Source organism: Planktothricoides sp. SR001, assembly GCF_001276715.1.
Lineage (GTDB): Bacteria > Cyanobacteriota > Cyanobacteriia > Cyanobacteriales > Laspinemataceae > Planktothricoides > Planktothricoides raciborskii.
In genome coordinates, this window is the sequence record NZ_LIUQ01000002.1 from 268070 (window position 1) to 281363 (window position 13294).

The window sequence follows — 13294 nt, forward strand, 5'->3', positions numbered from 1 at the left end:
CAGCCTGGAGTTTTATAAACCGTTTGTTTGATAAAATTGTCCGCTAAACCCCCAATTCATTGGAAAAACTGACGGTTGGCTTATCGGTCTGTTTTTAACAATTAAATCCGGTGAAATAAATGATAATATGAGTTGACAAATACCGAAAAATAAGCTAAATTTGTAGAAGCCAAAATTTCCTAGGCCGAGATTAACCATAATTGGCATAATTCAGTAGTTTATTCAATACACAAAACTTAACACAAAACTTAAAAATTCAATCGATCGGCGCTTAAAGATCCGCTTGGGCATAAATCTCGGATCGAGCCAGGGTACTTGCCTAAATCCTAATAGAAAACCAGCTTGAAAAAGTCAAGCCTAGCTTTCTGCGATCAGGCTAAATTATCACCCTGGAGATCCTGACCTATCTGAGGTCAAAAATTCCTGGATGCTTGTAGGGCTGATGGCTGGCCGCTAAATTCTTTGATGAAAAAAAATCAAATAACTTCAAACGTGAGAGGAAGGAGTTATGATTATTGTCTGTTTAGTCGAGCAAGTGGATGAACCCTTCTACCTGACTTTACAAAAAACTTTAAAATTGCAACATAATTGGGAAGTCGCGCTCAAAAAATTTTCTCCAGACCTGAACCATCTGATGAAGGAGATTAAGTTAAGAAATCCTGACATTGTGATGATTGATTTAGCAAAGGGCAAAGTCAATGATGTTTCCCGAATCGTTAAGCTGATCAATCAGACATTCAACCAAAAAAAAATCATTATTGTCACCGGAGACGATAGTTATGAGTCTTTAGGTCAATTAATTGGGATTGGAGTCAAAGGATATTTGTGGAAACAAGCTCCGGCAGAAGAACTGATCAAAGAAATTAACTTGGTTGACCGGGGTTCTCCTCAAATTGCCTCTGGGTTGTTGAAACAGATGATTCCGGAAATGCTTCCAGAAATGGTGGTGAATCATCGAGAAAATAAGCCATTAAAACATTTGGGATCAACTCTAAAAAATTCTCCTACCTTAAATTCGGTGGCAGAGGTGAATTCACCCAACCGAAATTTTCCGGTGAATCCGGTGATTAAGTTTCCCGATAAATCGGCAAAACATGGTGGCATAATTTCCCCCAAAGCATCGGTAGGAATGAATTGGCGATCGGTATTCACTTTACTGGTGTTTACAGTGGGGATTACGGGGGTAATTTATCTGGTCAGAGACCGGATGAGACAGCCGTTGCCCCAGTTAAACTTTTCTGAACAGTTGAAAATTATTACGGAGACAAAATTTACGGGAAAAATTCAGCCCGCTAACCAGTATAAAATGACAGCAACTTCTGGTTCAGTGGTGGAAGAAATTTATGTTAAGGTGGGCGATCGGGTTGAATTGGGTCAACCGTTACTGGTACTGAAAAATTTAGAAGCCGAAAAGTCCCGGGAACAAGTTGAACAACAACGAAAAGCGATCGAACAGCAACAGCAAATCGCCAAAGAACAACAGGAAATGGCACGAACTCAACAAGAAATGTCGCGAAGACAACAGGAAATGTCTCTGCGACAACAGCAGATGAACCTGGAACAAGAACAGATTACCGTTGAGCAAAAAATTTCTGAGTTAGAAGCAAAAATTGCCCGGTTTAAAGAGCAAACTTTGTCTTTGAATCAAGAACTTGCGGCAGCGGAAGAACGAGCATTTATTGCCGAACAGCGATCGCAACAAGTTCCCTTGCGTCAACGGCAAGATTCTGTGGCGCGATCGCAAGCAATTTACGATCGCGCTTTATCTCAATATAATCGCTTTAATGAACTGTATAAAGAAGGAGCAATTTCTCAAGATAACTTAGAACAAGTATTCACCGATTTACAAGTAGCCAAAGCGGATCTGGAAACTGCTAGTCAGGCGATCGCTGCCAACGCAGAGAGCGAGCAAGCGCAACGAGAAAAATTGCAACTAGAGCATCAAAAAATTATCACCGAACAAGAACAAACACTCCGGGAAATGAATGCTGAGTTAGAAGAAACTCGTTTGCAGTCAGCACAACTGACAGAAAAACAAGCAATGATTCAAGAACAACTGGGAAATTTGCCAAAAATTTTGCCTCTAACTTGGCAAATTCCAGAGATTGAATTTCCGGAAATTGAAATTATGGAAACTGTCAAAGCAACCACCAGTGGAGTGGTCACGGAAATCCCCGTGACAATTGGCGATCAACTATTTAGTGGCAATCCTTTGATTAAATTAGCAAATCTACAGCAACTCACGGTGGAAATTGCGGTGAATGCTCGACTGGTAAATGCTTTTCAACCCGGTCAACCCGCTTTGGTAAAAGTCGGCATGGGGCCAGGGGCTAAAGAATTTAAGGGTAAAGTTTTTACGATCAATCCTTTGCCTTCGGAAAATCTCAATCATGCGATCGCCGTTGAATTTGAAAATTACCAAAATTCTTTACTTTTGGGGCAAGTAGCGATCGTGCAGTTAGTCCCGGAAACCTCAGCCAATATTTCCATGAGTCAGCCATAATTTTAGAGAGCATTAAATGCCAAAATTTTGTATAATTGATAAAATAAAAAATCTACGCTGTCTTTAATTCTCATGCAAAAACTCTCTGTGTTGTTAACCACTGAAGGCACCTATCCTTTTCAAAAAGGTGGGGTGAGTACCTGGTGTCATCTACTAACGAGTGAACTCCCAGAGGTAGATTTTAAAATTTTTTCCATTGTGGCTCATCCGTATTTGCCAAATCGCTATCAATTAGCCCCAAACGTGACTGAACTGATCAAAGTTCCTTTGTGGGGGACCGACGATCCGAGCGAATACTCTTGGCGGTCTCCCTTTTCTAGAGTCTTACAAAGCAAATTCAAAACAACCAACCAGGCGATCGCCCGCAAATTTATCCCGCTGTTTGAAGAATTCTTAACCGGAATATTTTTGACGGAAGCCCCGATGGATCGATTGGGTAACTTACTCCTAAAAATGCATGAATATTTTTTAGAGTATGACTACCACAAAACCATGATTTCTGAGCAAACCTGGGAAGTATTTGAAAAAATTGCTACGGATGACTGGCAACAGCAATATGACTTTAGCAACTTGACCTTGGCAGAATTAACCGAAGCCATGCGATTATTCTATCGTTTTTTTATTTCTATTCAAATTCCCGTTCCCCATGTAGATATTACTCATGCATCAGCAGCGGCATTTTGTGGCTTACCTTGTGTGATTGCCAAACTTCAGCGAGGCACTCCCTATCTGCTGACGGAACATGGCATCATTATTCGGGAACAATATCTCAACTTAAATTGCAGTATTCCTTCATTATTTGTCCGGCAATTTTTGTATCGTTTAATCGGTGCAGTGGTGAAACTCAACTATCATTTTGCAGATCAAATTTCTCCGGTTTGTGAATATAATGCTCGCTGGGAAAAGTGGTGGGGTATTCCCGATGAAAAAATTAGAGTTATTTACAACGGGGCTGACCCGAAAAAATTTCATCCCACTCCTCCGGCGGAAAAAGAACGACTGCAAGTGATGAATATGGGGTTAATTTTTCCCCTCAAAGGTCAAATCGATTTAATTAGGGCTGCCGTAATCGTGCAGAAAAAAATTCCTAATGTAGAATTTCGGTTTTATGGTAAGCCTTCCGATGAAAAATATTATCAAGAATGTTTAGAAGTAATTAAAAAACATGGTATAGAAAATACGATTAACTTTGCCGGATTTACCAGTCAACCGTGGCGAGCTTATAGTGAAGCTGATGTCGTGGCAATGGCCAGTATTTCTGAAGGATTTCCTTATGCTTTAATTGAGGCGATGTTGTCAGCAGCCACCATTGTTTCTACCGATGTCGGCGGGGTGAATGAAGCTTTGGGCGATACCGGATTAATGGTACAAGCAAAGCGTCCCGAAGAGTTAGCCGCCGCTATTTTAAAATTGCTCGAATTACCCCCAGAAGAACGACGAGCATTTGGTAAAAGAGCCTACGATCGCGCTTTAAGTTTATTTACTCAACAAAAATTTTTAGATGAACATTTAGACAGCTATAACAAACTAATGTCTCACGCTAAAATTAATCGAAAATTATCTATAAAATTACCCAGAATGTCTAAGGTGGGATGATGGATTCAACCGAGCAAAAACTGAGCGAATTAATGAATGAAGTCACCGCAGTTAGTCCCCAACTTGCTGACTTTTGGCAAGCGACAGCAATTATTGAATCCCTGGGCTATACTGACCGCATCATTCAAAAAGAATTTGGTTTTCCTGATGCTTTGTCCGTTGGCAAATATATTTACGATCACCAACAGAGAGAAAAAGGACAAAAAGCGATCGCGCCCCCAGTCAGAAATTGGCGCACCACTTTAGAAGATTTCCGGCTATTTCTCCAGCAATTTTCCCGGAGTTTTGTTTATACATTGCCATTGGTTTTGATTGTATTATTAGAATATTTTCACATTAAAAGTGAAACAAGTATTTTGCCCGCTCAACTAGCTTCCCTGATTACCCTATCGACGATTACCAGCTTATGTACCAGCGGTGGATTTGTGCAAATCATTAGTCGTCGGGGTGAATTTTATACCCAAATAAATGAACCTTTACAAGCACAACGAGTTTGTTTGCTTCTGCTGTATTTAGGAATGACGACGACGATTATTTTGAGTTTAATTGGCTTATTTTTTGGATTATATCGGGGTTTAGTTGCTGATGAGTATCTCATTTTATCCACTTGGTACTATTTACTTTTGAGTATTCTCTGGATGCTGTTAGCTTTTTTGTCCATTCAATTACCGTGGAGTCCTTTGGTAATTTTGTTGGGTTTAAGCGCTCTTTTCTTGGTTTTCAGGTTGGCACTTCGCTGGGGGTCTTTGGAAGCACAAATTGTAGCCATGTTTATCACCTTAGTGATTGTGGCGATTCTGGTGGTTTGGTTGACGAAACACCAGAAGTTGCCCAAAGATAATCCTGAACCAGTTGAACTGCCTAAAGTCAGTGCGACCACTTATTTACTGATGCCTTATTTCTGCTATGGCATTGGTTATTTTTGCTTTATTTTTGCCGATCGCATTGTGGCAGGAATTGCCATTAATCCCGCTTATGGCATCATTTTTGCGATTGATTCTTTCTATCAACGACAGATGGATTTAGCTTTGCTGAATTTTTTGTTGATGGTGCCTTTTGTGGAATATTTTAGCTATATATTTATTAGATTTTGGTATCAAGCAGCTAAACAAGTTGCGGTAAAAAATCAGCAAAAACTGGCAAAAAAATTGTTTATTCGTTACTGGTTAATTGTTACGGCCATTATCATCGTTTTTGCGACTTCTGTCACCATCACGATTAACCTGTTTAAACCCGCCACTTGGGACATGGAAGCCACGCTTGAAGTTCTCTTAGGCTGTTTAGGTTACTTATTTTTGGTCATTGCCATACTGAATGCGATTCTGCTGTTTAGTCTGAATCAAGGAAGGGTAGTGTTTCAGACATTACTCCCATCTCTCGTGCTAAATTTTACCGTAGGTTATATCTTGGCTCATACGATTACCGTGGCTTGCGCGGTGATTGGGTTAATTATAGGTGCAGCTATGTTTATGTTACTTTCTGGCCAGAAAGTTTTTCAGGCGATCGCTCATCTAAATTATGCTTATTATGTAGGCGGTTATTAGGAGAAAATTAGCTGATAATTAGCGGAGAATTAGCTCAGGCTGTCATCCCGAAATTTTCCTGGTAATTTTCATAACATTCTTGCACTAAAACCCGTGCTAGTCGCTGACTATTGTGACGCAAATAACCCGTTTGGATATTTTGATCGATGATATTAGCGGCAATAATTTTTCGACCCAGTTTTGCCACCTCTTCTCGATCCACGAATACCGGATAAGAATTGTCTTGGGCATACCGAATTAATGCTCGTTCTCCTGGAGATTGACGATTCACTACCACCGCATCAAATAATGCTTCACCACAAGCATTATCGATCGCTCGAATATGATCGGCAACAGTGTAATCATCGGTTTCTCCTGGTTGCGTCATCACATTACACACATAAAAGCGAGGAACCGTTGCTTGGGCGATCGCATCCCTAATTTCTGGTACTAATAAATTGGGAATAATACTGGTATAAAGACTGCCGGGGCCAAGAATAATATAGTCCGCTTCGTGAATGGCTTTAATGGCAGCAGGTAAGGCTGGAGGATTAGCCGGAGTACAGCCAACTTTGGCAATTTTTCCCCCAGCATGAGGAATATTTGATTCCCCTTCAATAATTCTCCCATCGGTCAATTCTGCCCACAAATTTACATCACTGGATGTAGCGGGTAACACCTGTCCTCGGACTGCTAAAACTTTAGCACTCGCGGCGATCGCACTTTCCAAATCCCCGGTAAGTTTCGTCATCGCCGTCAAAAATAAATTACCAAAACTATGGCCGCTTAAACCATCACCGGATTCAAAGCGATATTGAAATAAATCACTGAGTAACTTTTCCTCATCATCCGCTAAAGCAGCCACACAATTTCTAATATCTCCCGGAGGTAATACCCCAATTTCTCGACGCAAACGACCGGAAGAACCGCCATCATCTGCCACCGTCACAATTGCGGTAATATTAGAGCTATATTCTTTCAGTCCTCGGAGCAAAGTTGACAACCCTGTACCGCCCCCCAGAGCCACAATTTTTGGGCCTTTATTTAAGCGTCGATGAGTCATCAGCCGACTGACTAATTGCTCATTACTTTTAACATCAAAAATTTCCGTAAGTGACCCTAAACTGCGACTCTGACCCCAAGCAATTAAAACTACCCCAAAAACCACCGCACCCACTCCCGACACATAGCTGGGAATTATGCTGGCTAAAGCAGAAATCAATAATTTTAATAATTGAAAAATGTATTGAACTGGAGTTAAGTTTGCTAAAATTGCTAGACCTAAAATCGTCAATAATACGCCGGTAGCACTCACGAATAACCAACGTTTAATTAATAATCCAGGGAAAAACCATTTCAGCCAAGGTTTTACCCGTCTCCAAAAACGTCGGCTTTGCTCAAACTCAGGCATCTTGTTACGTTCTAATGTCAGAGTATTCAAAGATTCTTGACATATAGCTAGTGACATAACTTATTCTCTCCTTGGAATTAATAAAGAAACAAAAATTTGCGGCATTATAGCGAATAATAACCTAAATGTTTCAGTTATTTTTACAATTTTTTTGTTGTTTCAAAAAGTCAGTTTTGCCCCCAAATTTTATTTTGTTATGGATCGATTGGCAGTATAATGGTTCACTGGCTTCAGCCAGATCGGTTTTACCCGTTCTATCTAATAAACTGCAAATTCAATCAAATATGTTGCCAATTTGGCCACTTGTTACAAAAATTTATAAACGGAAATTTAGCAGAGAACTCATCGACAGAACCATGTTAGATTTCGGTACTGAAAAACCGGGCTGTTTTCTCCGAGGTTAACTACAAGTTTTCGGATAATACAAACCCGGTTTTCCCCGGCATCAACGACATCAAATCAGCATTAGATCAGGGCTTATCGCGGCGATCGCTTTAATTAAATCCTGAAATAAATCCAGAAATATAAGCTGGGATTTGGCAAAATAATGCGTCAGATCCAAAACTTAAAACTGAAAGCAACCGTGAGTCCTCACCTAAACAAAATTGAAATAACTCTGAGCCAGATCGAGGGAGGTATATTCTTTAACGATCGCAATCAACTCATCAGATCCAGAAGGATCTTTGAAGAGAATTGCTGCACTATTATATAAAAGGCTATCCGGCAAACTCCCTTGGAAATATGTTTGGGCATTGACGACACTATACTGAGAAGCATTGCCTGACAGTTGGATCGTATCCTCGGAAATCAGGAAATCCCGAAGCAGAGCATAATCGCTGAATCCCAGATTAGAAGAATCACCATCGTTGTAATAAGCGCCGTTCGCATCACCGAGAACAAAGCGATCGCTGTCCATTCCACCTCTGAGAGTATCAATCTCTCCGACACCTAAAGCCTGGTTGGGGTCAACACCCGTCAAAGTATCTAAGCCACGACCACCATTGATCTTGTCATTCCCCACACCACCAAAGATTTGATCGTCTTGAGCGCCACCCAAAATTTGGTCATTGCCATCAGCACCATTCAGGATATCTTGACCACGCCCTCCTTGAAGGGTGTCATCACCGGCATCCCCATTGAGCAGATCGTTTCCGACTTGACCTTTGAGTGTGTCATTGCCATCACCACCGTTCAGGGTATCGTTTCCTTCCCCACCACTCAGTTGGTCATTCCCCGCTAAACCATTCAGTTGGTCATTTGCCATCGTGCCGGGGATGGAATCATCGCCAGTTGTAGCCTCGATCGGGGTGACAGTGTTGCTGGGATCTTCTGGAACGGTGGGATCGGTAATGGGATTGGGTTCTATGACGGAGTTATCTGGTCCCAAAGTGACGGTGGCAGTATGTTCTCCTTCTGAATCAAAAGTCATGGTCAGCAAGTTCCCGTCAAAAGTGCTGCTGTCAGATCCTTCGGCGATCGCGGTCAGATTTGGTTGATCGCTTTTCACATCAATCACCACATTCCCCGCACCCTTGAACACATATTGTAAATTGGTGCCATCGCCACTAACAGAAACCAATTCTGCCCGCATTGGTAGCTGAACAATTCGGGTCACATCCTGTGGTGTTTCGCCTAAATTGATCGTATAGTCGCCACCATTTCCTGGCAAAAACACGGTGTCTTGATCGTAGGCATACCAATTATTCACACTTTGGATTTTGCCTTCGACATTCAGACCAAATGCCCCCACATCGGTGGCCACGACTTTAGCGTTAATGGTATTGGGATCGATATAGTTAATTTCTAGCTGAGATTTTTCAAAGCTTTTGATGCGATCGCTCAGTTCGCTACCTGTGACAAATTCAGTGCCATTTTGAGCAGCCCGGACAATGAAATTGCTATACATCTCCGGGGTATAACCCGGTTCCGCTTGTGTTGGGCCATAATCGTGCCAAGGCCAATGGAAAATTGGTTCAGCCGCGTGATTTTTAATCCCATTATATTCGGCTTCCCATTTAGCTTCTGCTTGCTGGGCATTTAGTTTTTGGAATCCAATCCAAGTAAAGTCAAACGACAAGTTTGGCGAAAAATAAACAAAGTTTGGATCGTCGGGAAACATGAAGCCAAATGCTCCGGGATAACCGGCACCAACTCCTGAATATCCGCCGCTGACATAGTTCAAATATTGCTTAATCTCTTGGGCAACAGAAATCGGTTCAGGATTTCCGGGAATGGCTGAACCTGTGAGAGTAAAACCAGGCACCAATTGACCCAAATTATCCTGAATAATCGACTTAGATTGATTGAATTCAAACTCTAATTGTGCGGGAGTTAACGTATTTGTATAATCTGGGTGCGTGTAGGAGTGGGTGCCAATTTCATTGCCCAACTCCAGATATTGTTGATAAATAGGGCCGGAAACTTCCCAATCCGTATATTCCCCATTGTCGGGGTTATTGCCCAGATTAATATAATTAGACCCGACAAAATTATAGTTTTGTTTCCATTGTTCCAGAATGTCTAAAAGCCCATCGTCCACCACGGTAACTTCTTCCGCAAAAGCTGACTGATCCATGTCGGTACGGGACAAAAAGATGCTGGCTTCCCGACTCATATTCAGTCTCACACCGGGTTGTTTGTCCAAAACCGCCCACTGCAAAGCTTCCCAAACCAGGTTATTATCCCCCATCAAAGATTCACTGGAAAAATGGACATTGCGTCCCCCAGTTTGCGTCGCCAAAACTGCTGAATAGTTTTGTCCGTTAACCTGTTGATTGGCTAGAACACTGTTCTGATTAAACTGGTTATTATAAACCCCATATTCATTGACAAATAACTTATCATAGCTCCGAATCACTTCACCAGATGCATAGTTTTGCATCACGGGATGAGTGACATCATTGGCGATAATTTGGGTCGGTGTATTTTGGATGACTCCCGGAGTATTTCCGGTGTAACTTACATTGAGCAACCGCTGCATCCGCGTATAAGCATTGCCCGGTAAACTCTGATTATTTTCATCGTTGGTTAAGAAATCACCCGCTGTGATTAAGCCGATGCCATACTTATAAACTGCGTCATCAAGGTTTTTTTCAATGGCGCTGAGTTGCGAGGTCTTGACATTTCTAAAAGAAGGAAAGACTAACGCATCATAATTGACGATTTTATTTAGATCCGTTAAGTCGTCTTCGGTGAGAATATCAAAAGGAATTCCCGACTGCATGGCTTGATACTGCATCGCCATGAACAGTTGACTGTAAGCTTTTTGGTCAAAATAGTTGTTGGCAGATGTTTGAGAAAATACAATGCCAATTTTGCGATCCGAGTCAGTTGTCACCGGCAACTGATTCAGGTTGATTGAGTATTTTTTGCTGGCGTAATCATCGGGTAAGAAATAAGAGTTATTCACATCAACCAACAAATCTAATCCCGTTGCCGGATTTGCTTGATTAATTAAGGAGGCATCAACGGCAAACTCGACTATTTTTTGCGTCGGATCGTAGGCATAATTTAACGGGCCGCTGATTAAAGTTTGTCCGTCAGCACCGCTATAAAGATACGGTCGGTTATCGGCGGCAAAATTCACATTATATTCCGCCCCTCCGACTCCAGAAATGCCAAAAATTGAGTAGCCTGTATTGGTGTTTTGATCGGTATTTAGCCAAAAAGTGGTGTTGGCACCAATAGACACATTATCAGCTTTCAATGCAAATATATAAGCGTTGTTGTCATACTTGCCGTACACTTCAAATCCAGATACTCCATTATTGGGATAAGAATCTAGGCGATCACTGGCTTTCCAATCACTCAAATTCCCATCTAAGGCGATCGTGCCATAATTTGTCACCGTATTCCCTGTCAAACCAATGGTGTATTTTTTGTTGGCATAATCATCGGGTAAGAAATAAGCGTTATTGACATCGAGCAATACATCCAATTTGCCCGGATTGGTGACTGAATTCATCAAGGATGAATCAACGGCAAACTCGACTATTTTTTGCGTCGGATCGTAGGCATAATTTAACAGGCCGCTGATTAAAGTTCCTCCGTCAGCACCGCTATAAAGATACGGTTGGTTATCGGCGCCAAAGTTGACATTATATTCCGCCCCACCGAGTCCGGAAATGCCAAAAATTGAGTAACCTGTATTGGCGTTTTGATCGGTATTTAGCCAAAAGGTGGTGTTGGCACCAATAGACACATTATCAGCTTTCAATGCAAATAGATAAGCATTGTTGTCATATTTGCCGTAGACTTCAAATCCATTCACGCCACTCCCGGGATAAGAATCTAGGCGATCGCTCTGTGTCCAATCACTCAAATTGCCATCTAAATTGATCGTTCCATAAGTAGCCATAATCTCGTCCAATAAATTGAATAAATTAACCTAATTTTTAATCAAAGCATAGAAAAAAAATGCCTTAGATAAGTAAATATTTGCCAGAGCAGAGTCTTTGAATAGTCCGGCTAGATGCTGACTTAAATGCTAACCAAGCATTAATTTTTACTGGTTTAGGCTGAATTTATGGCTTTTTCATAATTGCCATATGCGTAAATCAATGTCGTTATTATTGATTTCGTCAATAGAGTAAATGCTGCGCGATATATTGAAGCAATCTTCAGCCAATGTTGATCCAATTTATATTACCCTGAAATGATGTTAACCCAACTAGGGTTTTAGGCCGCTGTGGGTATTTTCAGCCAAAGTCCTTGTTTGCGCCAAGCTTGTTCTTTAAGCAAAAATTCTAGGGTTGAAGCCGAAATGATCTCTTTTTCCAGCAAAATTTCGCCTAACTTTTTACCAATTTTGGCTTGTTCAGTTAATGCTTTATTTAAATCCTGTTGAGAAATCAACTTTTTGTTTAGCATCAGACTACCAAGCTTAAATTTCTGTTGCGCCAGCGCTTGTTCCTGTGCGGCAATTTCTTGTAAATGTTTTTCCCACTGCAACGCTGTGGAAATAATGATATCCAAATTGTTGTACTGGGGTCGCCAACCGATCGTTTTACGAATTTTGTCAGAACAAGCGACCACCGCAGCCGGATCCCCAACCCGGCGATCGTGTTCGATCACGGTAAAGTCCGATCCAGAAAGTTCCTTGACTTTATTTAAAACTTGACGAACGCTGTAACCTTGTCCATATCCACAGTTAAAAATTTGGCTTTGCCCACCCCCTTCTAGATATGCCAAAGCATCAAGATGAGCAGCAGCTAAATCTTGCACATGGATATAATCCCGAATTCCTGTCCCATCATGGGTGGGAAAATCTGTGCCAAAAATACATACAGAATCACGCCGTCCCAAAGCGGCATCACAAGCAACTTTAATCAAGTGATGCGCTTTTTTAGCAGACTGACCTAGTTGCCCAGAGATTTCCGCACCCGCCACATTAAAATACCGAAGAATGACATAATTTAATCTAGATGCCAGACCATAGTCTTGGATCATGTGCTCACTCATTAACTTCGATCGCCCATAAGGGTTAATCGGCAAAGTGGGGGATAATTCCGTCAGCAAAGTTTTTTGGTTTGGGTCATACACCGCAGCGGTACTAGAAAAAAGAAACTTGTTGACCCCAAATTTTTGACAGCATTGCAATAAATTCAAAGTATTGCGGGTATTGTTAGCATAATAATCCAGGGGATTACAGACCGATTCAGGGACAGAGATACTCGCCGCAAAATGCAACACCGCATCAAACTGATGCTGTTCAAAAGTTGCACAGAGAAGTTCGCGATCGTTGAGTTCACCGACCACCAATTCGCCACTGAGTACACTAGCCGCAGCGCCCGTAGAAAGGTTATCGTACACCAATACCTGATAACCAGCTTTTCCCATTTCATTAACCACATGAGAACCGATGTATCCCGCACCACCAGTGACTAAAATTATCTTATTCATATTCGTCACCATGTCATAATTTTTCTTTCGTAGTGGCGAAGCATTTCGGCATTTTATGTAATATTTTAATCAATAAATTATCTGCGGTCATACTTCGCGATTACATTGATGAATTGACCGATGCATATTCATGCTTTTTGAAAAGTATAATCTCAATAACTTTCCTAAAAATAGAATTGCATGACCCTGACAAAAATTAGATTTGATAATCACGCTCTGATCCAAGAAACCGGGTTTTTATCATCTATGAAGGTTGGGTGAGAACGATTTGGTTAATAACCCCGGTTTCTGCGCGATCGCTGGCCTCATGTCAACCCAAAAATTCATTTTCCGGATCAATACTAGGGCGTGTCATCAATT

Annotated in this window: 6 protein-coding genes; 3 read left to right on the top strand and 3 right to left on the bottom strand. The window is 41.4% G+C overall.

Going from position 1 to position 13294, the window contains the following annotated elements; all coding sequences use genetic code 11:
* Window positions 1-508 precede the first annotated feature (508 nt).
* From AM228_RS02385 to AM228_RS02395, 3 genes are all read left to right on the top strand, one after another.
* The gene (locus tag AM228_RS02385) at window positions 509-2503 is read left to right on the top strand and encodes an efflux RND transporter periplasmic adaptor subunit (protein WP_054464490.1); all 1995 of its coding nucleotides are present in this window, start codon (window positions 509-511) and stop codon (window positions 2501-2503) included.
* Between the two features lie 72 nt (window positions 2504-2575).
* A complete protein-coding gene (pelF, locus tag AM228_RS02390; RefSeq protein WP_054464491.1) occupies window positions 2576-4099 on the top strand; it encodes a GT4 family glycosyltransferase PelF in 1524 nt (507 codons plus the stop codon).
* Window positions 4096-5643, top strand: a complete 1548-nt coding sequence (locus AM228_RS02395) for a hypothetical protein (protein WP_231636552.1) — start codon at window positions 4096-4098, stop codon at window positions 5641-5643. The genes pelF and AM228_RS02395 overlap by 4 nt, the downstream gene beginning before the upstream one ends.
* Window positions 5644-5677: 34 nt before the next feature.
* On the opposite strand, the gene yvcK is transcribed toward AM228_RS02395, so the two are convergent.
* The 3 genes from yvcK to galE form a co-directional block, all read right to left on the bottom strand.
* A complete protein-coding gene (yvcK, locus tag AM228_RS02400) occupies window positions 5678-7033 on the bottom strand; it encodes a gluconeogenesis factor YvcK family protein (protein ID WP_231636554.1) in 1356 nt (451 codons plus the stop codon).
* Window positions 7034-7628: 595 nt separating this feature from the next.
* The gene (locus tag AM228_RS02410) at window positions 7629-11390 is read right to left on the bottom strand and encodes a polysaccharide deacetylase family protein (RefSeq protein WP_054464494.1); all 3762 of its coding nucleotides are present in this window, start codon (window positions 11388-11390) and stop codon (window positions 7629-7631) included.
* Window positions 11391-11710: 320 nt separating this feature from the next.
* A complete protein-coding gene (gene galE, locus AM228_RS02415) occupies window positions 11711-12934 on the bottom strand; it encodes a UDP-glucose 4-epimerase GalE (RefSeq protein WP_054464495.1) in 1224 nt (407 codons plus the stop codon).
* Between the last annotated feature and the right edge of the window lie 360 nt (window positions 12935-13294).